This window comes from Nitrosospira sp. NRS527, from assembly GCF_018406445.1.
Taxonomy (GTDB): Bacteria; Pseudomonadota; Gammaproteobacteria; order Burkholderiales; family Nitrosomonadaceae; genus Nitrosospira; species Nitrosospira briensis.
Genome location: NZ_AP024515.1, coordinates 3,136,218 through 3,160,211 on the forward strand (window position 1 = coordinate 3,136,218; position 23,994 = coordinate 3,160,211).

Genomic DNA, 23,994 nt, shown 5'->3' on the forward strand with positions numbered 1-23,994 from the left:
GTGACTGCTAGTGATCTTGCTCGGACTTGCTTGGCGATCTCGGCATAAATAGTGCGGCCAAGCGCTTACCCTGCTGCCTATGTGGCGAATGATCTGGTTGGTTGTTCCGCGAGGACGCCGCTTCAGGATTATCGGCGTGCTGGGTCACAGGCGTGCGAGGTATATAAGGTTGGCTGAATAATGGATCCTCGGGCACCGTGGAGCCCCGCCGCTGCGGGCTCGCGTGGTCTCTGGGGCGCTTAGCATCTTTGCCATTTCTGGGATGCAATGCGGAGTGCGCGTCATCGGGCCGATCAGCGTGTTTGATAGTATTTCGCTGTTCTGGCCGCACTGATTTGTTGCGATCGAATGTGCGATGTTTACCTTCAGATTCTGTGGATTCCGCAGGATGGCCGTGGGCTTCTGGTTCGAATCCCGCTATGACTGTGGAATTGAGCTTGAATTTCAGGAGCTTTTCGATACCTTGGACCAACTCGGCCTCATCCTCGCATACCAGTGAAATTGCGTCTCCTTTTGTGCCCGCGCGGCCGGTGCGGCCAATCCGATGGATATAGTCCTCGGGCGTGGTGGGCAATTCGAAGTTGACCACATGCGGCAGATCCTCGATGTCCAACCCCCGCGCAGCAACGTCGGTCGCCACCAATACGCGAACTATGCCTTCCTTGAATTCCGCCAGCGCCTGGGTGCGTTGAGGCTGAGTCTTGTCGCCGTGAATTGCCGTCGCAGTGATTCCATCCCGTTCCAACTGCTCAGCCAACCGGCTGGCGCCATGCTTGGTGCGAACGAATACCAGAACCTGTTTCAAGTCCGCCGATTTGATAAGGTGAGCCAGCAACTCACGCTTGCGCGTTCTGGACACTGGGTGCACCACGTGAGTGATCAGTTCCGCGATGGAATTACGCCTTGCTACCTCGATCAATTCCGGATCTCTTAAAAGCGTGTTTGCAAGCTTCTTGATCTCTTCAGAGAAAGTTGCCGAGAACATCAGACTTTGGCGCTGCTGCGGCAACAACGCCAGAATACGCTTGATATCGGGTAGGAAACCCATATCCAGCATGCGGTCGGCTTCATCCAGTATCAGGATCTCGACCTTCGACAGGCTCATTGTCTTCTGCTGGATATGATCCAGCAGGCGGCCGGGCGTCGCAACGAGGATTTCCACTCCGGCGCGTAAATCCTTCGTCTGGGGCTGCATATCCATACCCCCGTAAACGACGGCACACCTCAGGGGCAGATATTTACCATAGGTTTTTACGCTTTCATATACCTGGACGGCCAGTTCACGCGTGGGTACCAGGATCAGCGAACGAATCGGATGTCTTGCGGGCGAGGCGCTGGTGCTGGCCCCGGGTTGCAACCGGCTCAGCATGGGCAATGTAAAGCCTGCGGTTTTGCCAGTGCCTGTCTGGGCCGCTCCCATGATATCTTTTCCCTCGAGTATGAGCGGAATTGCCTGGGCTTGAATCGGTGTAGGTTCGGTGTAGCCTTGATCGGCTATGGCGCGTAGAATTTCGGACGAAAGATTGAGTTGAGTGAACGACATATCCATTATTGCTTGCCCATCCGGCAATCGCTACTAGGATAGTTCAGATGGAGTAGTTTAAAAAAGAAGATTGAAAACAAGAAAAAGTGATAACAAAAGATTTTTGTGGTGCCCAGAGTCCCCGGAATCCCGGCTTTACCAACTGCTTCACCGAGTAAGCATAAATTAGACCTGTCGAAACTTGAAAAATTCATCTAATCATTTCTCGCACCCTGTCGGATATTTTTGGGCTTCTCCGCCTTAAACCATTCGCCGCTCTTTTTGAATCCGTTCAATAACGCGGGTGCGGCCCCGATGGCCACGGCATCGACCAGGCAATACCAGGCTGCAACGCCGCTAGGCGGATTTCCCTGCGATAACCCGAGAACAGGTTCTATCGTTGCCCATCTCCAGGTTCCCACTGCCGTACCGATCAGTTCCAGCCAGGTGGTGATAAAGAAGGCCGCCAGATAAACCATTGGCGAGCGACCTTTGAACAGGTAGATCAGAAAAACGCAAAATAGTAGTGCACCGACTTGATCCCCCTGCGAGGGATAACCACTGATTCCCCAGACTGACCATGCGCCACAGGTCAATACGACAAACATCGCTATTTTGCGCGCGTGGGCCAGAAAGAAACCGGAGCGGGCAAGTGCGACAGCCGTCAGGTATACCATGCCGTGACCCGGCGGAACATAGGCCGGCACGTTGCCAAACCGATAAGTGTAGCCTTGCATATAGATGGAGGCGAAGTGCTCGCCAAGCGTAGCGAACGCGACCGCAATGATGACCTGCATCCGTACTTCCTTATTCTCTCCCAATAGCAAGCCGAACAGGAATGTCCAGGCGAGAAGGCCCATGTTTCTTTGTTGTTCCAGGCTCCCGCTGGCGTCCAGGTTCAAGCTGATCGCCACGCACACGAATGTTAGGGTCGCGATGAAATAATCGCGTATCCGGTGGGAACAGTTCGTATTCGGGGGGGGGAAATTACGTAGCATTCTTTTCTTACTCAGATAGATGTCCCGGCGTTAAATTGATTTGGTGCAGGACGCGGGATTACTTTTGAAGTTTTTAAATCAGGGACAAGTGATCAGACTATCGCACATCCAGCCCGGAAATCCAATCGGGCTCTTTTATCGAATTCCGTCTGGGAAATCGGCATTATTGCTTGATGCAAGTAAAACCGCTGCTTCCTCGCGCGGACGCGGGAAGCAGCGGTTCGGGTGAATGGATGAGGTGTGCCAGATGCTGTAGCGGTAGCCGGTGTGATCCGGCTCACTCCTCCTCATCCTCCTCGTCATCATCCTTCTTTTCGGGTTTGAGGACCAGTTTGCCCTGTTTCTTGCTCTCGTTCAAGTCGGTCTCGGGGGCCTCCTTGTGCACCAGGTTCTGATGGCAGTCGATGCAGGTCGCCCCTTCCGTCTCCATCTTCTTGTGTGCAGCCTTGGCGTCAGCACCGGGCGGTTGCGGATTCTTGTGGCATTCACGACAGGTGCGGCTGTCCCACTTCTTCAGGTTCATGCGCGCATCGTGCGCCATAATCAGCCGGCGCTCGTTGAACTTCTCCAGAGTGGAGTAATCCTCGGCAAACTCCATGTACAGCTCGCGCGCCCCATCCACCACGTGGGTGGCCACTGCCAGGTGGAAGTTCTTGAAGCCCTGCGGGATATGGCAATCCTTGCAGCCGGGGTTGGCCCCCAGCGCACCATAGTGCGAGGAGGTCTTGAGCTCCTCCGCGGGATAACTCATGGAATGGCAACTGGTGCAGAATTCGGTGGTGGAGACGGCGGCCTCGCCGCCGAATACCACCGCCACCATCACGATCCCCAGTACGGCACCTGTGAGCAGGGTGCCGCCTGCTTTCATTCCCGCCATCAGTCCTCCGAACCTTTCACACCCACCTTGGCCTTGGCCTGGAAGTCGTCATGGTACTTGAACTTCGGCTCTCCAGTGAAGGTGCCGTCCAGCTTGTAGTGCTCATGCATGGCCTTGGTGTCCTTGACGTACTTGTCAAAGTCGAAGGTGTACTTCTTGTCCACCGCGGGGGTGAAGGGAGTGTAGGGCTTCTTGGCGCCCTTCCACGGGCTGCCTTCGTAGTTCAGGTGGCAGGCGTTGCAGCTTTCTTCAAAGCTGAAGTCCTGTCCGGCATCGGCCAGGGTCTGGCGCGGAGCGGTCTTCTTCGATTTTTCATAAGCAGCACCAGCCTTGCGGTGGGTGCCGCGATACTTGGAGCCGGGACCATGGCACGATTCGCAACCGACGCCGGTGGTGAACTTGCTCGGGTCTTCGACGGTGTAGCCGCCTTCCTTGCCCCAGCCGTCGACGTGACAGCCTACGCAGTCTTTGTCCTTGGTGTAGTCCTTGGTCGGGTCGAGCTTGGCTTTCTTCTTGGCCTCGGCCTTGGTGTTGGGCTTCAGGGAGTCCATGGCCTTGGCGTGCGCGGTGTCGCCCCACGATTCGGCCTGGCTCTTGTGACAGGAACTGCACTTCTTGCGGCCTTCATACGATTGCGCGGTAGCACTGCCTGCAACTACCGCCAGCATGGCGGCTGCGGCGAGGACTAATGTCATGCGATGGCTCATGGTTTCTCCTTTTTTTCTGGCGAGACAAAATTATCCGGGTGTTATTAAAACCTTTTTTTATCCTGAATCCGACGCTTGCAGCGTGCCCCTGAAAGCGAAGCTCACGGGAAACGTAAAATCCTTTGTATTATAACGCTTAAGCGACAAATGCGCGGTCTACTACCGGATTCCGGATTTTGCCCATACTGTATCTCCGGTTTCTGTAAACGGGTAGCACCAGTACCATGACTCTTTCTGGTACCACTGGTACCGCCAGCCCGCCGCAGGCGGGTGGGCCGGGGCGGTGGTCTGATGGAGCTGGCGGGTCTGGGGTCTGCTCGGTGGGTCTGTCGCTGTGTCTGCGTTATATCGCCGGAATCAGGTGCCTTCCGGGAGGTCGGCGCCGCTTGCGCTTGCGCTGTCGCCGGGGGCGGGGATCTTGTAGACCCAGTAGCCGCCTTGCTGGTAGATGAGCTGGAGGGCTTGCAGTTCCAGGGGCTGGGATTCGGTGAAGGGCAGCATCTGGGCGATGAGGCTCTCGCTGTTGGGCCCTTTGTGCAGGAAGTAGGCACGCACCATTTTGTCGGAGATGGATTGCAGGGTGTAGGTGTCGAACTGGTTGCTCTGCATCCAGGTCTTGAGGTAGCCGATCAGGCCGTGCATGTTGCCTTCCATGGGGAAGTTCTTGTAGGTGACGTCAAACTGTTTGGGACGCATGAGCCCCAGTTTGTAGAGGTCGTTGACGTGGATGGCGATGTAGGCTTCGCGGTTGCCGGCCAGTTCGCGCAGCAGGGCGGCGCCGGTCTCGGGCGGGGCCAGGAGGGCGTCGGCGAAGCGCTGGAAGGTGGCGCGTTCCTGCTCGCCGGCGGGCGCGCCCCAGAATTCGTTCTCGTAGCGTTTGATGGCGTCGGTGCGCTCAAGCCACGGGGTGGGGACGATCAGGGGTTCGCCGATGCGGGTGGTGAACAGGGTGTCGCGTCCGGCCAGGAGGTTGACCTGGCGCGAGGTGTCCCACCAGGCGAGGATGAGTGCGTCTTTGGGCGCATGCTTGGCGATGGCCACCGACAGGGCGGCAAGTTCGCTGAGTTTGTTGTCGACGGTGACGAGCAGTTCGCTGGTGTGGTTTTCCCAGTCGAGCCGCACGGGGGGCTCGGTGCCCAGCCTTGCGGTGTGGGTGAGTGCCAGGGGCTGGTCGACGCCTTCGGCATAGACTTCATATTGGGCCAGCTTGAGGGCGGGGTCGATGCCTGCCGGCAGGCCCAGTTGCGGAAACTGGTCGATGCCGCCTTCGGTGACGAGTTGGTAGCGATAGGGGGCGGGGCCGGGGTTGAACCAGAGCCAGCCAAACCAGAGGAGTAAAAGAATTCCTCCCGCCACCAGAAGGATGCCCAGTGAGGGGAGGAGTTTGGTGTTGCGCCGCGCCACGGGGGCGCGGGTTGAAGTTGAGGTGCTCAAATGTTAGCGTTCGCTTTTTTCACGGCGGCGCCAGCCAGCTAAGGCTAAGGTGCCGGCCAGGAGCATGCCGCCGCCCAAGCCGCCCAGGGAGAGCTTGTCATCGGTGCTCTGGATGTCAAGCAGGCTGGAGCGTCGACTGGATTCCATCTTGGCGACCCGTGCCTGCAAGGCGGCCATTTCGCGAATCTTGGTGTTTTCGTCCATGACTTCGACGTAGTCGCGGTTCATGGGTCCCCAGCCTTCGGTGTAGGTCCAGCCGCCCGGGTTGACGTGGGCCAGGCCTACGTGCAGTTTGGGCAGGTTGTTCTCGCCCATTTCCAGGACTTTGAGCTCGATGGCGGCAGGGTTGTTGTCCTTGGACCAGTAGAGCTGGGTGAAGCCGGCAAACATTTCTTTGTCGGGTGCCATGGGGGCGGGACGGTTGGTCTTCTGGCCGGTGAGCAGGCCATCCTTGTAGAGTTTCTCGGCTACGCCGTGGGCTTCCTTGAATTTGGCCAGGCCATGCAGGGTGCCTTTGTCCATGAATTCGAGGTAGGAGCGGGCGAAGCGTTCGGAGTGGCACTGGGTGCAGGTCTTGACCCAGGAGTCAAGCCGCTCTTCGGACCATTCGCTGGTGATGTTCTCGGCTATGCCGGGAACGGCGGGGTAGTTGGCCCAGCGTATCTTCCGTACGACGTTGTGGGCGTATTTGCCTTCATACTCGAAGTGGCAGCCGGCACAGGTGGGGGCGGTCTGCCCGCCTTTGGCGTAGGCGTCCTTCAGGGGGACTTCCCAGTTCCATTTGTCACCCATGAGGGACACGATCTTGCCGTGCTTGCTCATGGAGTAGGCTTCCCAGTTGTTGTGGTCTACGCCGCTGTGGCAGGTGGCGCACGCTTCGGGCTGACGCGATTCGGCCGCGGAGAATTCGTGCCGGGTGTGGCACATGTCGCATTTGTTCTGGTTGGTGTGGCACATGCTGCAGCCTTCGGCGATTTCGCGCTGGGGCATGGCGGCAAATACGGCAACTTCGACGTTGGCTTTCCAGTCAAGGGCGTGCGAGGGGCGTCCCTGCGGCCATTGTTTGTTGGGCCAGATGAGGGTGTCGCGCTCGGATTCGCGTTCGGCAAATTCCTGCAGGTGGCAGGTGCCGCAGACGTCTGCGGTGGGCATGCGCAGGTCTTTCATGTGGTCGGCTTTGCCTTTGGCGTTGATGTCGACGTGGCAGTCGATGCAACCAACTTCCTTGAGCTTTTCGTTGGCGCCGAGCCGGTTCATGGAGCGAAGGTTCTTCTCGACGTCTTCCAGTTTGGCTTTCTTGTAGTAAATGGGGTCGTCAGGCTTTAAGTTGCGGATCTTGTCCAGGTTGGCGTGGGTGCTCTTTTTCCAGGCGTTGACCCAGACCGGCGATTCGTCGGTGTGGCATTTGACGCATTCGTCGCGCGCTGCCACTTCTTTCATGGAGGTGGGCGGTTTGTAGAAGGAGGCAGGGTCAAAGTACATGCTCATGGGAATCGGTTCCCAGTATTTGGCCAGGGTGCCACGGCCCGCACCTTGTGCCGGGTCTTTGTAGCGCTTGACCAGCGCCTGGTGCAATTCTTTCGGTGAGGCCGATTGCTGCAGGTTCAGCGCTTTGTACGTTTCTTTGGGGACGCTGGGAAAGTCCGCGTAGGCAGACGCCGCCAATAAGGCGCCGCATGCGAGCGTGACCAGCCTCAGCCAAGGCTTGACAACCATTTTTCTCTCCTTACTCCGTGTTGATTTGTTGTGTCCGATATCCAGACTCGAAACCTAAATCGCTAAGCAATCAGGGCCTCTCCCTAGTCCGATATCTGTCTTTTCTGTAAAACCCCCAGGGCTATCCCCAAGGCCTCCCTAAAACACCGCGTAGCCTAAACGTACAACTACTTCGTGTCAAGAAAATTGAGCTGTGCAGTAAAAATTGAAACAAGCCGATCCGACAAGGGTAGTGGCTTATACAAGGACAAGGGAACTATTGGCAGGTGCGGCAGTTCAACTGCCCCATCGGGCCAAGCGATGCCAAACTTGAATTGATGAGCGTGACAGGTAAGCCAGGTGGGGAGGTGAAGGCAATACTGAGCAAGCGGGTATAAGTCGCCCCGCCTGCTCAGGTATTGCTATATTGCAAAATGGCCGATTTTATCTGCGGCAAAACGATTGACTATAACCGGGTTGACCATAACCATCGAATGGCTCCATCGCGAAATGCATCATGGTTTCTTTATGGGGCAGTCCGGGTTACGTTATGCACGGATTTCTCCTCGGTAACCGGTGGAGACGGTTTGTAGCAATAATGCAGCAATAGACCCGTGAATACGGCGCCTCCGACTATGTTACCCAACGTGACCGGAATCTGGTTCCAGAACAGCCATTGCCCGATGGTAATGTCAGCACCGAGAAGCATAGCGGTCGGCATAACGAACATATTGACTATCGAGTGCTCGAACGCCAAGGCGAAAAATGTGGATACCGGTAACCAGATGGAGGCTATTTTGCCGAATGCGGATGTTGACACCATACCCAGAATGGTTCCAAGCGCGACCATCCAATTGCAAAGTATACCTTTGACGAACGCGGTCAACCAACCATTCGCCCCGGCATGTTCATAGACGAGCGTTTTGGAGATCGCCACCGCGATGATTTTCTCGCCGAGCGCCCCGTGAGGTTCGATAAAAGCCTCGGTCAGGGCGATGGCAATTAAAAAACCCACAAAAACGCAGCCAAAGAAATTCCCCAGATATACCCAGCCCCAATTGCGAAACATCTGGTTGACCGTTACCTTGCCGCGTACAACGCCAACCGGCAGCACGGCAAAGTTGCCGGTCGCAAGTTCCATACCGAGCAATATGATCATGGCGAAGCCTACCGGAAAAACTGCGCCCGAGACGAGGGCGGCGGCGCCTTCGGAAAAGCCGGTAGAACACTTGAAAGCAAGCGCGGTTCCATACGCGAGAAGCGCGCCAGACAGGAAGCCTTTAACCAGCATTCCGCCAGCGGGCAGACCCGCTTTCTTTTTGCTGGCAGCTTCAACCTCTTCCATGAGTTTATACGGCGGATGATAGTCCATGCTTTTTCCTATTCCCCTAATACAATGTCTCTCGATCTTATGCGAGCGTCGTACCCGAACCGTTACCACCTGGCTTATTCGGGCCAACCCCGCTACCAATAAATAAGGTGGCGAGCCACCACACGAAAAGCAGAATCGAACCTATGACCATATACCAGCCGGCGTGCTCCTGGTCATTCACCAGATAGCTGTTGCAAACCCGAACGGGCGCAACGATATATAACCAGCCAAGCACTGCCAGCATACTGATAAAATTTGTCCAGACAAAGCCCCGGCCAATCAGGGTTAGCCGCCTCCAGGCGAGGACTAGAGGAAACCCGACGAGCAGCGGCAGGCTGAGGAATTTTCCAACCTCGGCCAGAGGATCCGTCAGCGCCGCATCCAGTGCGCGAGGCAGCATCCAGTAGCTTGAGGCAAATAATGCAACCATTACACAGGGAATCGAGCCGCCTACTCTCGCCAGAACGGCGTTCTGCCAGTGCACCGGAAGCAATCGGCACGCGATAATTCCCAATATTACAAGTAACGGCATTTGCACCAGCATGTGACGGCTCATGGTTGCTTCCAGCCAATCGCGCGCCACGGGTGTTCCGAGGAGCAAATATAATGTGCCCAAGCCAAGCCCGTATTTAATATTACGGGGTAAAGCGGGATTACTCATAGCAACGACACCACTTGTTCAGCAAATGGTGCCGCTTTATCAATATCGGTAATCAGCCTCAGGCGCCCATCACGGCCCACGAGATGAAGGGCTGTATTATGCTCATATCCGCCGAATTCATCAGGGATCACAACGATACCGAACGCGTCGAGCAGGGATTTGAGCTCCGCCTTGTCAGGAACCCTCGCAATACGCCAGATTTTCCCGTCAGCGCCGTAAGCCTGGCCATATTTCTTCAAGCTTGCCGTATCATCATGATCCGGGTCGAAACTGATACTGATCAGTGCAAAATCGCGTCCCAGGGATTTCTGCGGTATGAGGTCGCGAATCTGCTTGAAGATCATGCCCATGCTTTGGCACAGCGTGGTGCAACTTGTGTAGATGAAGTCTACGGCGAGTAGTCGCCCTTCATAATCCTGCAGGCTGATTTTGTTCCCATCCTGGTCCTCGAGCGTAACCATCGGCAACGGACGAGGCGAGCGCAGAATTTCCACCCGCCGCGCCGTTTCAGCGGTGAACGCGGTAAATCCGTCCGTAGCCCACCAAAAAAACCACGAACCCAGTGAAATCACCAGCGTTGTTGTCACTACGCTGCGTTTCACCGGGTTCATGGATTATATGGACTGCATCATGTAGCGGCCAGACTTTGCGCCTGAGATGCGCGCTGGTAATCGCGACCAGCGAAACCCAACCGTGAGAGGAAGCGGAATATGAACACCAGCACGGCAGCAAGTAACAACATTACGAAATACGAGGCAAGACGATCGTAGGGCACCCATTCCGGAAGATGCTCTGCGTAACGGCGCGGTACACTTATTTTCCCGGAGTAGAGAAACGACATGGTGAAACCCATGGTGCCGATAACGAATGCCCAGAAGGCCGCGACATCGATAGGGCTGTCTTTGGCATTTTCATTCGGCTTCCCGAGGTAATACATGAACCCGAATACCATTGCGACCATGCCAAGCAGCAGATAGGTATGAAAATGCCCCGGTACCCATAGCGTGTTATGCATTACATAATTGACCGTGATTGTGCCGTCGATAAATGCCGGCATGGCGCCCACGGCCCAACCAAACAATGACACAAACAGCAGTCTTGAGCACATGTCCCAGCGAATGCCCGAACGGTACACGATCATCATGGCACCGTAGCCGGTCACTATTAAAATGGGAAAGGTGTTGAGATAACCAATTATATGACCAACGATCAGAAACCACTTGGGATAGGCATAGTCCATCAGCAAATGATGCGGAAAGATGAACATGACCATGAAGGTGGAGGCCGTCCAGGAAGCAAGAAACACCTTGTTCGATTTCCACGGACGCTGCGTGTATCGCGGCAGAATCTCGTAGACGGCGATCACCGCCATGTAGATAACCGCGTTGATGAACACATGGCCAAAGAAATAAATCATGCCCTTGGCAAGCAGCGGATCAATTTCAAAACTCGGCACATAGAGATTCACCAGCATCATCACCAGGATACTGGCGCCGACTACCAAACCGATAAGGTTAACGATCGTCACCATTGTGCTGGCGACAACGGTCGGTGGCGGCGCGTTACCATCATCATGACCAAAAAGTTGTGGCCAGCCAAGCCCGCGGCCGAGACCGCCGTAACGAACGATGATGGCGCGCGCGATATCCAGATGCAGCAGCACGAAACCCACGCCGATTACCAGCAGGCCGCCCATGAACAGGGCAGCGGCGCCCGTGCTCCACAAGCCCATCGAGTTTCCAGGCAAAGGAAACAGAAACGTCCAGCCAGCATGAAAATCACCCAGCAGGACGCTGGCCAGGATCATCACCACGCCAATCAGGAATAGCGCCAGATTGGCCATGAATATGCCATTGGAGAGATCCACGTACAGCCGCAGAAAATGCCACATGATAGCCGCGCCGGCCAGCGCGACGATACCTACCATACCGGCGCCATGCAATGTCATGATCTTGTAAAACCAGAGCCCCCCGATGGAGGTGATTTGCGCTTGCTCCAGTCTCATGAGCAGACCGAAAACCATCATCAGCAGTAGTACAACAGCTGAGACGACTAAATAGGCCAGTACGCCGGCCTTTGCCCCTGTATCAGGAACTGGGGTATAGGTATAGCTTGCCATGCTTATTCCTCTCTAAGATTTGCCAACTTTGATTTCAGTCATCATATTGTGATGCGCAACCCCGCAATACTCCATACACAGCACTTTGTATGTGCCTTCCTTTTTGAAAGTGTGATAGATTACATTGGTGTAGTGGGGCATGGCCTGTGCCTGTGCCACCAGACGCAAATCAGTGTCATAAATGCCGAAGCCATGATTAACATCCGCGCTGGTAATACGGATTTCAACCGGCTGTCCCACTTCGACCTGGTCGCGATCCATTTCCCAGTACCACATGTGCCCGATTACATTGATGACCTGCGCCGGACCAATTTTGGTGTCGGCGCGACTTTCGCCATATGGCAAAGGCAGACCAACCAGGTTATAAATCATTGCCGGGAAAAATAGCAATGCCACCGTCCAGAATAACTTCGTGCGAAAACCATATGCACTCTTTACCAACGGCCCGTAGTCCTCTTCCCGCTTGCCGGAATTGATGGCAACGTAAATAACGCCGAATGCAATCAGCGACATCAATACAAGGGAAACCTGCCACGCGGTTTCTTGCATTTATACTCTCCTTCTTTCTATGTATTTCATCGGTAGTGCCCGGTAAATTACAACGGTGCCGGGCGATAACTCTAGCGGGGTTTGAAAAGTCTCTAAATGCCGATTTGAAATGGTTGCCTATATTCAGGTGAATTTTCCAGGTCTGCGAGACTGGAAATCCACCAGATATGCAAACAACCGGGAGAAAATATTGTTCATGGCGGATCTACAACGCATCCGAGAACTGCTTATATTCAACGGTCATTTTGAGCGGTTATTTCGAACCGCTTTTTATCCATCATGCCGGAAACAATCTTTTTCAATCCCACTAGTAATACCCACACTTTCCACGCAGGTATGCATTTTGATTACTGTGTGAGGGCTGGATTATGCTTTATGAGGACCTTGGTGTCAAGCGCGGACTGTGCGGATTCAACACGAAAACCGGCTTGTCAATACCCGTTCGTTATCCCCTCGCGCCCTTCACGTAAGCGGCGGTAAGCTCGTGTGCGGGAGATTCGAATATTTGCCGGCAATGGCCAAATTCAACCAAGCTGCCGGCCTGGCCTCTGATCCAGAAAAACGCGGCGTAGTTGGCGATACGCCGCGCCTGTGCCAGATTATGGGTGACAATGACGATCGTGTAGCGACCGCGCAGACGGCTGATCAGGTCTTCGACTATACCCGAGGCGATGGGATCGAGCGCGCTGCAGGGCTCGTCCATCAGCAGTATCCGTGGATTCAAGGCCAGCGCGCGAGCAATGCAGAGGCGCTGCTGCTGCCCGCCAGAGAGATTTAGCGCAGATGAATGCAGCCGATCATGCACTTCGTCCCACAGCCCGACATCCCGCAATACCTGCTCGATTATGGCTGCGGTGTCGCGCCGCTTGACGCCATGCTCATGCAAAGGCAGCTCGATATTACGGTAGATCGAGAGCGGAAATGGCGTTGGCTTCTGGAATACCATGCCGATCTGCCGCCGCAATGCTTGTACATCGCGGGCAGGGTCATGGATGTCACCACCATCGATGCGAATGCGGCCACTTACTCCGCAACCGGGAATCAGGTCGGTAAGCCGATTGATGGAAGAGAGAAAACTTGTTTTTCCGCATCCCGAAGGCCCGATCAGCGCCGTAATGCAGCCGCGGTAAATATCCAGTGTAACGTTAGCCAAGGCGGGCTTGGGGCCATAACGAAGGGAAAAATTTTCAACCTGGATCAAGGGTTGAGGGTCGCAACACGCTGGGCCCGCCTGCATGGGCCCCAGCGTATAGCCATTATCGGCCTTGCCCAGCGGGTCATCAGCGGCTTTGGCGGATTTTGTGGGTGGGGGTTCAGGCTCGCGGTGCATCGATATTGGAGTATCCGTTTGAGTTCTGAGACATTATCTTCCGGCGCTGCCAGCCGGCAGTCAGGCGCATGGCTATCATATTGATGAGTAGCAGCGCTGTTATCAGCACCAGTGCGGACGCATAAGCTGCGGCATCGCCGCCGGGTACATTCATGGATAGATCAAAAATATGTACTGCCAGAGTCCGCCCTGAATCGAGCAGCGAACCCGGCGTGCGATCGACATAGCCGCTGGTAAACAGTAGCGCCGCGGTTTCGGCAATGGCGCGGCCGACCCCCAGCAGCAGCCCTGCAGCCAGCGATGGCGCAGCAATTGGCAATAACAAACGAAACAACGTCGAAGTGCGCGACATGCCCAACGCAGCGGCAGACAGGCGATATGCATCGGGTATTGCGCGTAAGCCCGACTCTGCGGTACTGACGAGGATGGGTAACAGCATGCAAGCCAGGGTCAGGCCGCCCGAGAGGATGGAAAATCCCATGCCCAGATAAATGCTGAAAAATGCATTGCCGAATAGGCCGAAAACGATGGAGGGAACTGCGGTGAGCACCTGCAGGCTATAGCGTACCGCACCGCCAAAGCCGCTGCCGGCGGAAACATGATTGGCGAGTAACGCAGCCGTCGTCCATCCCAGCGGCAGGGCTGCCATCAGAGCAATGGCAAGCACAAGCGCAGTGGAAACGAGGATAGAGCCGATGCCTCCGGCACGGCCAGCCTCCCGCGGCGAACCTATGACAAAGTCCAGGGAAAGATGCGCCATGCCACCGCGCACGATATCGCTCAATATCCACGTAAACGCAGCACAGATCAGTAACGCGGCACAGTAAACCGCTAATTGCGCGAACCAATCGCGAAGGGTTCGCGTCGATTTGGTGGAAACCATTTCAGCCATCGCCATTTCTCGCCAGCCGGGCTGCAACACCCCAGAGCGACATCACGAGCACCATGAGCGTCAAGCCCGACACGAACAGAGCAGCCCGATGGTCGTCCATGGCATAGGGCATCTCCAGCGCAATATTGGCGGCCAGAGTACGTATCGGCTCGAACAGGCTGGAGGCGTTCTGCACGACGTTACCCGTGACCATCAATAAAGCCATGGTTTCGCCGATAGCGCGACCGGCCGCGAGAATGATGCCTGCGGCGATACCCGTTTTCGCCGCCGGTAGCGCGACGCCCCGGATCGTCCCCCAGCGGGACAGGCCCAGCGCTGTTGCGCCCACCATATATTCGCCGGGCACGGCCAATAGCGCGGCGTACGCCGTGAGCGCGACGGTAGGCAGAATCATCAGCGTCAGCACCAGAATCCCGGCCAGCAAGCTGGCGCCGGGTGGATGCAACTGGTTGATCAGGGGCACCAGGGTGGTCAGCCCCCAGAAGCCGTAGACCACGGAAGGAATACCTGCCAGCAACTCGACCAGGCGCCGGTAGATGCTCGCCGCATGCGGAGATGCATAATAGGCGATAAACAGCGCCGAGGCGATGCCCAGCAGTGCTGCCAGTAATAGTGCCCCGGCTGCGGCGTAGAGGGTACCTGACAGCATGGGCGCCAGATTGTACAAATTTTCTTCGGGATTCCAGGAGGGATCGGTGAGAAAACGCTCGATCGATATATGCCGCAGCGCTGGCCAGGATTCCATCGCAAGGAATAACAGGATCAACAGCACCACGCCCATCGCGGCGCCTGCTGCACCGCGCAGCACCCAGAGCGTCAGCGTATCAACGGAAACCGATGGGGACAAAATATTGTGCCTCGACCAGATCATGTACCTGCTCCGAACGGGCAAACGCGATGAAATCCCGGGCCAGCCCTTCAGGTTCAGCCCGCGTTACCAGGTTGAGCGGCCGCGATAGCGGAAAAGTGCCGTTACGTACATTCGCTACGGTAGCCGCGATGCCATCGAGGGGCAGTAATTTGATCGGGGTACCGTGCCGTGCTTCGTATTCCGCCGCGCCTATCGATACATAACCGATGGCGTTCGGGTTACCGGCTACCGTCTTGATTCCCTGCGCGTTGTCGCCGATGATCACGTGCGGCTTGATATCGCTGTTCTTCAGCTTTAAATAGCCCAGAAACAGCTCAAGTGTCGATCGGCCTTCAGCCTTGTTAATGGCGGTGATAGGTGCGTCTCGCCCGCCTAGTGTCTTCCAGTTGACGATTTTGCCGGTATAGATATCGATAACCTGCTGCCGGCTTAGCGCGGAGACCGGGTTACTCGCGTGCAGAATAAGCCCAACACCATCCAAGGCAATGGTATGTGCTTGTAAATCCTGCTCGGCCGGTTTCAAGGCGCGAGATACCATGCCGATCCCGGCCGTTCCGTTGCGCGTATCGTTAATGCCGCGCGAAGAACCGCCAGTCTGCACATCTATCCGCGTACCGGGGTGTCGCGACTCGAAGCGCCGGGCGATTTCCGCTGCCAGCGGGGCGATGGTGCTGGCGCCGGTTAAAACCAGCTTCTCCGCAGCAGCGTTGCCAGGTTGAGCCCAGCTATATCCCGACAATAGTGCCGCAATAAATATGGCATATTTCTTTATCGAAAATATCCTCATTCTCTTAGCCCGGATGTTTCATAAATTCGCGTGATGATTGCGCAGTATTTTGTTTTGTAGGGATATTTTGTGAAAGAGTGGCGTAGTTATTCATACGCCCGACTGAACAAAATTTTCATACGAAACAAAAGACCAGCAAGGGCGCGCGTCAATTTATGAAACATCCGGGTTAGCCTCGCCGCCAGGCATGGTATTTTTCCACCCAATCCAGCAGGCGATACGGTATGTGTGCACGCCTCCACTCCCCCGCCGCATATTTGTTGGCCTCCGACCAGGTTGGATAAGTGTGAATGGTACCAAGTATCTTTTTGAGACCGAGGTTATGTTTCATCGCCAGCACAAATTCCGCCAGCAAGTCGCTGGCATGGTCACTCACAATAGTCGCACCCAGGATACGATCGCTGTCCGGTGGACTGAGCACCTTGATAAACCCGTGCGCTGCTTCATCCGTAATAGCGCGATCCAGGTCTTTCAGGTAATAGCGGGTCATCTCGAATTTAATGCCGCGCTTGTTTGCTTCGGCCTCCGATAAACCGACGCGGGCAACCTCCGGATGGGTGAATGTGGTCCATGGTATCACCGAGTAATCCACCTTGAAACGTTTGAGACCGCCAAACAATGCATTGACGGATGCATACCACGCCTGGTGGGCGGCGACGTGCGTAAACTGATATGGCCCGGCCACATCGCCGCACGCATAGATGTTGGGATAGAGCGTCTGCAACCACGCATCCGTTTCAATCGTTCCCTTTGGCGAATTCGGAATTCCCAGTTCCTCGAGACCGAACCCTTCGGTATTAGCCGTTCTTCCCACCGCGCACAGTATCGCGTCAAATGGAATTGTTTCCTCCTTTCCGTTATGGCGCACAATCAATCGTTGCTCACCGATTCCGCTTTCGCAACGAATAGCATCGGTTTGGGTCAGCAGGCGCACGCCATCGGCGCGCAACGCAGACTCGATCAGCACAACGGCATCCGTATCCTCCCTTTCCAGTAGCCCTGATCTCACGACCTGCGTGACTTGGCAATCCAGGAGCGCAAACGCTTGCGCCAACTCGCAGCCTATAGGTCCGCCACCTAGAACGACGAGCCGCCCGGGTCGCTCGGTAAGCGACCAGATGGTGTCGGAAGTATAGTAGCGCACCTGCTCCAGACCCGGAATCGGGGGAATAGCGGGACGGGAACCTGTAGCGATGACAACCGCACGCGTACTTATGATCTGCCCGTTGACCTCCACCGTCCACGGCGAGGTAATGCGCGCTTTGCCATGGATGACCTCCACCCCCAGCTTTGTATAGCGTTCTACCGAATCATGCGGCTCGATCGTTGTGATGATGCGATGTACACGCGCCATTACCTCACCAAAACTATAATCGACAGTTGCGCCCCGGAAGCCCAGGTCTTTCGCGTATCGCGCCTCCCGCAGGAAAGTGGCCGAACGGATCAGCGTCTTGGAGGGCACACAGCCAAAATTAAGGCAATCCCCACCCATCCTGTTCGCTTCAATCAGCGTAACTCTGGCGCGGGTGGCGGCGGCAAGGTAGGACGTCACAAGACCTGCCGAGCCTGCGCCGATAACCACCAGATTACGATCGAACCGGATGGGCTTGGTCCAATGCCCATGTATATTTCCTGCCCGCCTCATCCTCACACGCGCCACTGCCCATCGTGCCAGCCAGGGGAATATGGCGAGCAAGGCGAAAGATCCTATCAGCGCAGGCGAGAGAATATCGGAAAGACGGGCGATCGAGGCTAACTGCGTGCCGGCGTTGACATAAATTGCCGTCCCGGGCAGCATGCCCAGCAGGCTGATCCAGAAAAAGGTGCCGGTTGGTATGGCCGTCAGCCCCATCAGTAGATTGATTATGAAGAAAGGAAATACCGGCACCAGGCGCAAAGTGAAAAGATAAAATGCGCCGTCACGCTGGATGCCTGCGTCGATCGCCGTCATGCGGTCGCCGAAACGTTGCTGCACGAACTCCCGAAAGACGTAGCGCGCCATCCATAATGCGACCGTCGCGCCAATGCCGGCGGAAATGACAGCCAGCGGAATGCCGACCCAGACCCCAAAAATGGCGCCACCCGCCAACGTCATCACAGCGGCGCCGGGTAGGGAGAGCGCGGCTATGACAATATAGATACCAACATACAGGCCTATCGTTTGCAGCGGCCGTGCCTGATAAGCCTGTTGCAGCCCATCACGGCCGCTCTTGAGCGTTTCCAGGCTGAGGAAGCGCCCGAGATCAAACGCCAGGAACAAAATAATCAACAATACCAGCAATACGAGCAGCCACCAATGCTTCATCCCGGGCGCCTCTAATCTGATTTGCAAGTACTGTTTAAGGGTGGGGCTACCTGAGTGCTTGCCTTGGTACCCCATGAGTCCATGAAATTGTTTCTCAGCTACCGTTCAAGGTGAAGGCTGGCGCTGCCTTGATAAACGGACTGCGGGATACGTTGCATTTTTTCGGAACACCATTTTATCTCCAAGCCACTTCATTTCCATGCGCTTCATTTATTTGAAAGATCATTCCTGAAAACGATCATTCAGATGCCTCGTTTCATTTCGCTGCATGAGGCGCCGTACTTGAAACAACTGTAACAGCGGTGGTGTTTCATGCTAACGGGCGTTTGCATGGCTTCCGTCAGCGTTTCCCCCAGAATATAGTCTGGATCGTCATCCACCAGAGTACAGGCATAAACCTGTAATCGTCCGTTGCTTTTCGCAATCATCTTGCTGAACGCACACATGAACGAGCGACGAGCCTCTTCGGTATGGAACCCTGTCATGCAACGTTCCGTGATATGCGGCGATTTCACCTGCGCACCCGGCGGGTGAAATTCGCGAAATTCGATACGCGGCAAATCCTCAGGTAAGCCTGCGGTACGGAAAACCTCGCTGAAGCGCGCCGAAACCACTTCCGGTGTGAGCGTAGGCAAAAGCTGATTCGCCACCGAAACATTGAATTCCAGTTCATGGAGTGCTCGCAATCCTTCCAGCGCACGAGCGAACATGCCTTCACCACGCCCGGCGTCATGCCGGGCGGCATCGGAATAATCCAGGCTCACACGGAAACCGAGCGCATACGGCTGGTCGCGCAGCGGTTCGAGTTGCTTCAGGCGCTTGATCAACGGTTCGGTTGCGTTGGTCAGCACCAGGCAGGGCCTATACTGCAACGCATAATCAAGTATACGAACGATATCCTTATTGATGAATGGTTCGCCCCCGGTGAAGGAAAACTGTTTGACGCCGAGATCGAGCGCCTCATCCACAAACGGAACGACTTCCTCAAAACGCAACAACTGTAAGCGATCGTCTCCCGGTTTCGAGCCCTCGAGGCAAAAGGGACAGGCAAGATTACACGCGGTGCCGGTATGAAACCACAATTCATCCAGCGCGTGCGGCCGAATAAAGCCGCGTGGCTGATCGTCAGGCGTGCGCCGCCAGTTTTCGGAACGGCTGGATCGCTCGCTACCGATGGGGATGATCTCTCCGCCGCCGATGCCCATGGGCTAGCAACATCCGCCCGAATGGTTGTCCGCGCCGCCGCGGATTGTGTCGTCGAAAGGCAGTCCCGTGCCGCAACCGGGGAAAATACCGTAGTGCCGCTCAAAGTTACCGTAGAAGTCAAAATGCGCGGCGAACCGGGTATCATGCAGCATGCGCCAGGAGTTGCCGCAGATAAGGAAGAACTTGCCGGTTTCGATACGGTGGTGCTTGTCGAGCTCGAACACATGGGGATGATGCGGTATCGTGCCGCGATAAACTACCGCCTGACCATAGTCTTCACAGGCGGACTCCAGGTTGCCCAACTTGAATAATCGATAAGTGGCAGAGTAAAAACGGATGTTCCCGGTGCGTGCAACCAACTCCGCGTTGCCAATAGTAATGCCGCGATCGTCAACCAGTCGCGGATCGGCAAAGCCATGCGTGCGGGCCAGGCCGAGAAAATCGTTCCAGTACAACGCCCCGCTCAGGCATTCGCCATATAATACCGGGTCGGCGGTAAGTTCCGCGGGCACCCTCCGATCAGCATACACATCTGAAAAATACAGCTCCCCTCCGGGCTTGAGTACCCGCCACGCTTCACTCAATACCGCCGCCTTGTCGGGGGCAAGATTGAGCACGCAATTGGATACGATGACATCCACGCTGGCATCCGCCAGTTGGAGTTCGGATAAGCGCTCGATATAACCATGCAGGAAACGCACGTTGCTCTCCGCATGTCCAAATTCCTTACGGTGATATTCCTCATGCCTGGACGCAACTGCAAGTTGCTCTTCCGTCATATCCACCCCAATCACCCGGCCGTGCTCTCCCACGAGCTTCGATAGTACGTAAACATCGCGTCCAGCACCGCACCCAAGGTCGAGTACGGTCAAGCCATCGAGTGATTCGGGCAGTACCAGGCCACAACCGTAGTAGCGAGTCAGCACCTCGTCGTGTACCTTCGCCAATATGGGCTTTACATATTCGGGCAAGCCTGCATCCGTTCGGCACGCGTTGGTCTGAAGATCGAGTGAAGAGCCCAGAGTTTCTCCATAGTATTGCTGGATAGTGTCATGCATGGCATTTACCTCATGATCGGAATGATAGGAATTAAATCGTTTTGGAACGATAGCGAGCCGCCAGCCTTTCGGGCGCAACGCCGCGTGCAAAAGCCAGCGCCAGATTGCGATTTGCCCATGTACGCCGCCACCACCCGTCGCGATGCCAGCGGCGCGGATCGATAAAGACCGGTTCGCGCAAAGGTAAAAAGCGTCCTATCCGGCGTAACCCTCGAACCAGAGACACTTCCTCGAACAGGGGCCAGGGAGAGTGGCCGCCCGCCTCCACATAGGCCTGCCGCGTCATGAAAAGACCCTGGTCACCATATGGAATGCCGAAACGGCAACGAAAGGCAATAGCCGGCTCCAGCAGTAGTGCTGGCCAGGCACGCGGCGCATCGAAACGAAAGCGAAAATAACCTCCTACCGCACCTTGCGCCAATGCGCGACCCATCGCCTTCAAGGGATCGAACGGCAACCGGGTGTCGGCATGCAGAAACCATAAGGTGTCACCTTGCGCCAGCGCGGCGCCCGAGAGTAATTGCCCTCCCCTGCAGGGTTCGCCGGCTATCCAGCGTGCGTCGTATTGATGGCAGATGCTGCGGCATGACGGGCTGTCGGCACCATCCACCACGATGATCTCCAGCGCCCCTTGAAACAGGTTATGCGGCAAATTTCGCAACTGGCCGAGCAGATCGGCCAGCTTGTCTTCGTCATGATAGCAAGGAATAATCGCACTAAAACTGGACATGACTTCGTTCCCTCCAACGGGCCAGATCGCAAGCCAACCCATGCAGCGCGCGCCGCGCCGGTCGCTGATCCGTATTCAACGCTTCGATCAGCCGAATGACATCATCTTCTTCATCCACGTCGAAACTTTGTGTCAGGTTAACGACTGATTGTCCCGCAGATCGGCAACAGTTGGCCAGTGCCGCGCCGAGGCGCGCCGTGCTCCACGGCAAGCTGCTCAGCGCCGGCCATCGCTGCCGATTCGCCATCAACACCACACCGCCATCCGCTGCCGGCTTCAACACGGTATCATAATTCATCAAGGCTTCGTAAACCGCTGCATAATCGGGTGCCGCAAGCAGCGGAGCATCACTGCCGATATATACCAGCTGTTCCAGCCCGCCGGCGCGCAGTTTATGATCCAGTGTGTTAAGCCTCTGTCCGAGATTACCTTCTGCCTGGGCCTCTACACGTATTTCCAGCTGTGCCTGCGCTTGCGGCAATAGCGCGGATGCCCAGGCGTGATCCGCCGGATCCGCTGGAGCGATTACCACCTGGCCGGGCCAGGCACGCGCATCTTCCAGCGCGCAGGCGAGCAGTGCCTCGGCGATGCGGCTCGCCGCATCCCCACCTACGCTTGCAGCCAACCGTTGCTTGCCGATTCCCGATGCCGGCCGTTTGCATACCAACACCAGCGCGGCTTCGGTCATGGGCGGCCGCTTGCCGGAGACGCTAATACAAATCGCATGATCGATGTTGGCATGAGTTGCTCATCAGCTTCTTTTATCGATATGTTGATGATGCAGCGGCCATAAGATGCAGCCAGACTGATCAGGCTACCTGGAGGCCGGGTTTCTTACATCATAGCGAGCATTTGGCGATGGGGCATGGAAATTTTCAAAGGTATTGGCTTCGTCCGCTCCGGTAGCCGAACGCCATACTCAACAGGAAACTGGCACTTTACCTATGACGAATGCTAAAAACTTGTATCCGCAAACCTTACCGCTGCCTGTACCATTGTTCCAGCATCATCAGTACCCAAACCATGGTGCCATGATATCCCGCGTGCTCATTCAGATGCTGTCCCACCAGCTTATCGATGAAATCAGAGCGAACGATGCGCCGGGACTTGAGATCGCTCAGGCTATCCGAAGCCAGGGCCTGCAGTGGCTTGTGCTGTTGGAGCCACACACCGAAAGGTAAACCGAACCCGTGTTTTTGCTTGGTGATGATATCGTCGGGCAAGAATCCCCGTAGCGCTTCCTTGAAGAAGTAGCGTAATTTTGTACCCTTGAGCTTCAGGTGGGGCTCAAGTTGCAGGGAGAAAGCCACAATTTCATCGCTAATCAGGGGAAACGCCACTTCCATTGCGGCTAATTCGCAAGCCATGGCGACTTTGGGCAGGTCGTTATCGGCGAGCGTAAACTTTCGATCAAAAGCAAGCATGCGATTTATCAGGCTCGCGGCGTTGCTGTCATGATAGATTTCATTGAGAAGGTTAGCCGGATTGCCCGGATTAACCGTGCTGAGAAATTCCGGCGTAAAAACTTCTTTGGATCCATAGCGCTCCAGCAGATTATAGGTCTCTGTCCGCGCCGGCATCGGGATCGAGGCCTGTTCGATATAACTGCGCGCCTTCCGTACCAGCGGCAATGCAGCTCCGCCGGGAATGCCAAAAACCAGCGGTTCGATGATTCCCTTGCGCACGACGGAAGGCGTTTGCCCATAGAGGGAGAAGAGATGTTGCTTTGCATAGCGGACATTGCCGCCGAAGAGTTCGTCCCCTCCGTCTCCTCCCAATATCCTGCTCAGGCCGTCAGCTTTAGCCATGCGCGCGCAATAGTATGCGGGGATGGCGGACGCGTTGCCAAAAGGCTGATCGAAAATCGCTGCGACCTGGGGAATGGCGCTTACTATGTCATCCGGAGTGACGTAGTACTCATGATGCCGCGTGGAAAAATGTTTCGCGGCAATGCGCGCATATTCCATTTCATCATAGCCGGAAGCATCGAAGCCAATGGAATAGGTGTGGGCCGGCTGGCCGGATACCTCACCCAATAATCCCGCGATGGTCGAGCTGTCAGTTCCTCCGCTCAGGAAAGCGCCAACCTGCTGATCCCCGACCGCTTCGCGGACGCTTGATCGCAATACCTCCATGAAATCCTGCTTGAGCTCCTGGAAGGGGCGTTTCTCGTTCTCCTGAAATCGCATTTCCCAGTACTTGCGCGTCTCGACGTTTCCCTTTCGATAAATCAGGTATTCGCCGGGCAAGAGACGTTTCTGTCCCTGGTAAATCGTATCCGGCCCGGGCACCATGTGGAAATAGAGATAGTTGTACAGACCCTGCGGCGCGATATCCGGCTTGGCCTGTGAATGCAGGTTTATGGCATCTGCCGATGAACCAAAAACCAGCCGTCCTCTATCATTGCGGTAGACGAGCGGGTATATGCCCATACGATCGATTGCCAGAATCGCCTCGCCGGTATTTTCATCCAGGATGCAAAAAGAAAACGCTCCTGTCAGGTTTTCGAGTGCCTTTTCTCCTCTTTCCCGCCAATCATCCGCCAGCGTTTTTGCCACGCCCTCGGAGCGCGCAAACTGGCTCAAGCGCGGCTCAAGAAAATTCGCCCGTCCCCATAATGCCAGGAGAAACCCATTCTTTTGATAAATGTGCTTGTTATCACCGCTTGCAGCAATGGCAAGACCGCTGTTTCGTCCCGCAACCGCCTCGACGACACTGCCATCGAAACGGGCAAGCGGTCCAGCCATTCGCCTGGCAAGCTGGAGATTCTCGGTAACCGATCCATCCTGGCCTATCCAGCCGCACAACCCGCTCATGGTAGATCTCCGGTTTTCTTGAACATCATCTTTCCATTGTTTCGTTTAGTGATTGCTTACTGGGA

At 55.8% G+C, this 23,994-nt stretch carries 21 protein-coding genes; all 21 read right to left on the reverse strand.

The features are described from left to right. Nucleotides 1–7: 7 nt before the first annotated feature. Nucleotides 8–1,543 (reverse strand): DEAD/DEAH box helicase, encoded by a 1,536-nt coding sequence (locus tag KJS40_RS13945; protein ID WP_213538458.1) that lies wholly within the window; start codon nt 1,541–1,543, stop codon nt 8–10. A 194-nt stretch (nt 1,544–1,737) separates the two neighbouring features. Next, nucleotides 1,738–2,520: a hypothetical protein gene (locus KJS40_RS13950; protein WP_213538459.1), complete on the reverse strand. Its 783-nt coding sequence runs from the start codon at nt 2,518–2,520 to the stop codon at nt 1,738–1,740. Nucleotides 2,521–2,797: 277 nt separating this feature from the next. Continuing rightward, complete coding sequence (locus tag KJS40_RS13955) at nt 2,798–3,397, reverse strand: NapC/NirT family cytochrome c (protein ID WP_053111332.1); 600 nt, start codon at nt 3,395–3,397, stop codon at nt 2,798–2,800. After that, entirely contained in the window at nt 3,397–4,104 is a 708-nt protein-coding gene (gene cycA, locus KJS40_RS13960) for a cytochrome c-550 CycA (protein WP_213538460.1), read from the reverse strand. Before cycA ends, KJS40_RS13955 begins: the two co-directional genes overlap by 1 nt. A gap of 357 nt (nt 4,105–4,461) precedes the next feature. Beyond that, nucleotides 4,462–5,508, reverse strand: a complete 1,047-nt coding sequence (gene haoB, locus KJS40_RS13965; RefSeq protein WP_244859619.1) for a hydroxylamine oxidation protein HaoB — start codon at nt 5,506–5,508, stop codon at nt 4,462–4,464. 33 nt (nt 5,509–5,541) lie between these two features. Then, nucleotides 5,542–7,254: a multiheme c-type cytochrome gene (locus KJS40_RS13970; protein ID WP_213538462.1), complete on the reverse strand. Its 1,713-nt coding sequence runs from the start codon at nt 7,252–7,254 to the stop codon at nt 5,542–5,544. A 505-nt stretch (nt 7,255–7,759) separates the two neighbouring features. Then, nucleotides 7,760–8,605, reverse strand: coding sequence for a formate/nitrite transporter family protein (locus KJS40_RS13975; RefSeq protein ID WP_213538463.1), 846 nt, complete (start codon nt 8,603–8,605; stop codon nt 7,760–7,762). Between the two features lie 37 nt (nt 8,606–8,642). Further along, nucleotides 8,643–9,266, reverse strand: coding sequence for a hypothetical protein (locus tag KJS40_RS13980; RefSeq protein WP_213538464.1), 624 nt, complete (start codon nt 9,264–9,266; stop codon nt 8,643–8,645). Beyond that, nucleotides 9,263–9,877: an SCO family protein gene (locus KJS40_RS13985; protein ID WP_213538465.1), complete on the reverse strand. Its 615-nt coding sequence runs from the start codon at nt 9,875–9,877 to the stop codon at nt 9,263–9,265. Before KJS40_RS13985 ends, KJS40_RS13980 begins: the two co-directional genes overlap by 4 nt. A gap of 17 nt (nt 9,878–9,894) precedes the next feature. Further along, a complete protein-coding gene (locus tag KJS40_RS13990; protein WP_213538466.1) occupies nt 9,895–11,385 on the reverse strand; it encodes a cbb3-type cytochrome c oxidase subunit I in 1,491 nt (496 codons plus the stop codon). A gap of 12 nt (nt 11,386–11,397) precedes the next feature. Then, a complete protein-coding gene (locus KJS40_RS13995) occupies nt 11,398–11,934 on the reverse strand; it encodes a cytochrome C oxidase subunit II (RefSeq protein ID WP_213538467.1) in 537 nt (178 codons plus the stop codon). Nucleotides 11,935–12,379: 445 nt separating this feature from the next. Then, nucleotides 12,380–13,264, reverse strand: coding sequence for a phosphate ABC transporter ATP-binding protein (locus KJS40_RS14000; RefSeq protein ID WP_244859620.1), 885 nt, complete (start codon nt 13,262–13,264; stop codon nt 12,380–12,382). Continuing rightward, a complete protein-coding gene (gene pstA, locus KJS40_RS14005; RefSeq protein ID WP_213538468.1) occupies nt 13,248–14,156 on the reverse strand; it encodes a phosphate ABC transporter permease PstA in 909 nt (302 codons plus the stop codon). The genes KJS40_RS14000 and pstA overlap by 17 nt, the downstream gene beginning before the upstream one ends. Continuing rightward, complete coding sequence (pstC, locus tag KJS40_RS14010) at nt 14,149–15,027, reverse strand: phosphate ABC transporter permease subunit PstC (RefSeq protein WP_213538469.1); 879 nt, start codon at nt 15,025–15,027, stop codon at nt 14,149–14,151. The genes pstA and pstC overlap by 8 nt, the downstream gene beginning before the upstream one ends. Then, nucleotides 14,981–15,814 (reverse strand): phosphate ABC transporter substrate-binding protein, encoded by an 834-nt coding sequence (locus tag KJS40_RS14015; protein WP_213538470.1) that lies wholly within the window; start codon nt 15,812–15,814, stop codon nt 14,981–14,983. Before KJS40_RS14015 ends, pstC begins: the two co-directional genes overlap by 47 nt. A gap of 169 nt (nt 15,815–15,983) precedes the next feature. Continuing rightward, nucleotides 15,984–18,119, reverse strand: a complete 2,136-nt coding sequence (locus KJS40_RS14020; RefSeq protein ID WP_213538471.1) for a bifunctional TVP38/TMEM64 family protein/FAD-dependent oxidoreductase — start codon at nt 18,117–18,119, stop codon at nt 15,984–15,986. Between the two features lie 242 nt (nt 18,120–18,361). Beyond that, nucleotides 18,362–19,324 carry a radical SAM protein gene (locus KJS40_RS14025; protein WP_213538472.1) on the reverse strand — a complete coding sequence of 321 codons (963 nt, stop codon included), beginning with the start codon at nt 19,322–19,324 and terminating at the stop codon, nt 18,362–18,364. 3 nt (nt 19,325–19,327) lie between these two features. Beyond that, entirely contained in the window at nt 19,328–20,383 is a 1,056-nt protein-coding gene (locus tag KJS40_RS14030; RefSeq protein ID WP_213538473.1) for a methyltransferase domain-containing protein, read from the reverse strand. 31 nt (nt 20,384–20,414) lie between these two features. Continuing rightward, nucleotides 20,415–21,113, reverse strand: a complete 699-nt coding sequence (locus KJS40_RS14035; RefSeq protein ID WP_213538474.1) for a TIGR04283 family arsenosugar biosynthesis glycosyltransferase — start codon at nt 21,111–21,113, stop codon at nt 20,415–20,417. After that, nucleotides 21,100–21,801, reverse strand: a complete 702-nt coding sequence (locus KJS40_RS14040) for a DUF2064 domain-containing protein (protein WP_213538475.1) — start codon at nt 21,799–21,801, stop codon at nt 21,100–21,102. Before KJS40_RS14040 ends, KJS40_RS14035 begins: the two co-directional genes overlap by 14 nt. 289 nt (nt 21,802–22,090) lie before the next feature. Then, on the reverse strand, nt 22,091–23,929 hold the full coding sequence (locus KJS40_RS14045; RefSeq protein WP_213538476.1) for an asparagine synthase-related protein: 1,839 nt from the start codon (nt 23,927–23,929) through the stop codon (nt 22,091–22,093). Nucleotides 23,930–23,994: the final 65 nt, after the last annotated feature.

Excerpts from the sequence above, each read along its gene's own strand:
- KJS40_RS13945 (WP_213538458.1), bottom strand. The coding sequence starts at position 1,543 with ATGTCGTTCACTCAACTCAATCTTTCGTCCGAAATTCTACGCGCCATA.
- KJS40_RS13950 (WP_213538459.1), bottom strand. The coding sequence starts at position 2,520 with ATGCTACGTAATTTCCCCCCCCCGAATACGAACTGTTCCCACCGGATA.
- KJS40_RS13955 (WP_053111332.1), bottom strand. The coding sequence starts at position 3,397 with ATGGCGGGAATGAAAGCAGGCGGCACCCTGCTCACAGGTGCCGTACTG.
- cycA (WP_213538460.1), bottom strand. The coding sequence starts at position 4,104 with ATGAGCCATCGCATGACATTAGTCCTCGCCGCAGCCGCCATGCTGGCG.
- KJS40_RS13970 (WP_213538462.1), bottom strand. The coding sequence starts at position 7,254 with ATGGTTGTCAAGCCTTGGCTGAGGCTGGTCACGCTCGCATGCGGCGCC.
- KJS40_RS13975 (WP_213538463.1), bottom strand. The coding sequence starts at position 8,605 with ATGGACTATCATCCGCCGTATAAACTCATGGAAGAGGTTGAAGCTGCC.
- KJS40_RS13980 (WP_213538464.1), bottom strand. The coding sequence starts at position 9,266 with ATGAGTAATCCCGCTTTACCCCGTAATATTAAATACGGGCTTGGCTTG.
- KJS40_RS13985 (WP_213538465.1), bottom strand. The coding sequence starts at position 9,877 with ATGAACCCGGTGAAACGCAGCGTAGTGACAACAACGCTGGTGATTTCA.
- KJS40_RS13990 (WP_213538466.1), bottom strand. The coding sequence starts at position 11,385 with ATGGCAAGCTATACCTATACCCCAGTTCCTGATACAGGGGCAAAGGCC.
- KJS40_RS13995 (WP_213538467.1), bottom strand. The coding sequence starts at position 11,934 with ATGCAAGAAACCGCGTGGCAGGTTTCCCTTGTATTGATGTCGCTGATT.
- KJS40_RS14000 (WP_244859620.1), bottom strand. The coding sequence starts at position 13,264 with ATGCACCGCGAGCCTGAACCCCCACCCACAAAATCCGCCAAAGCCGCT.
- pstA (WP_213538468.1), bottom strand. The coding sequence starts at position 14,156 with ATGGCTGAAATGGTTTCCACCAAATCGACGCGAACCCTTCGCGATTGG.
- pstC (WP_213538469.1), bottom strand. The coding sequence starts at position 15,027 with ATGATCTGGTCGAGGCACAATATTTTGTCCCCATCGGTTTCCGTTGAT.
- KJS40_RS14015 (WP_213538470.1), bottom strand. The coding sequence starts at position 15,814 with ATGAGGATATTTTCGATAAAGAAATATGCCATATTTATTGCGGCACTA.
- KJS40_RS14020 (WP_213538471.1), bottom strand. The coding sequence starts at position 18,119 with ATGAAGCATTGGTGGCTGCTCGTATTGCTGGTATTGTTGATTATTTTG.
- KJS40_RS14025 (WP_213538472.1), bottom strand. The coding sequence starts at position 19,324 with ATGGGCATCGGCGGCGGAGAGATCATCCCCATCGGTAGCGAGCGATCC.
- KJS40_RS14030 (WP_213538473.1), bottom strand. The coding sequence starts at position 20,383 with ATGCATGACACTATCCAGCAATACTATGGAGAAACTCTGGGCTCTTCA.
- KJS40_RS14035 (WP_213538474.1), bottom strand. The coding sequence starts at position 21,113 with ATGTCCAGTTTTAGTGCGATTATTCCTTGCTATCATGACGAAGACAAG.
- KJS40_RS14040 (WP_213538475.1), bottom strand. The coding sequence starts at position 21,801 with ATGACCGAAGCCGCGCTGGTGTTGGTATGCAAACGGCCGGCATCGGGA.
- KJS40_RS14045 (WP_213538476.1), bottom strand. The coding sequence starts at position 23,929 with ATGAGCGGGTTGTGCGGCTGGATAGGCCAGGATGGATCGGTTACCGAG.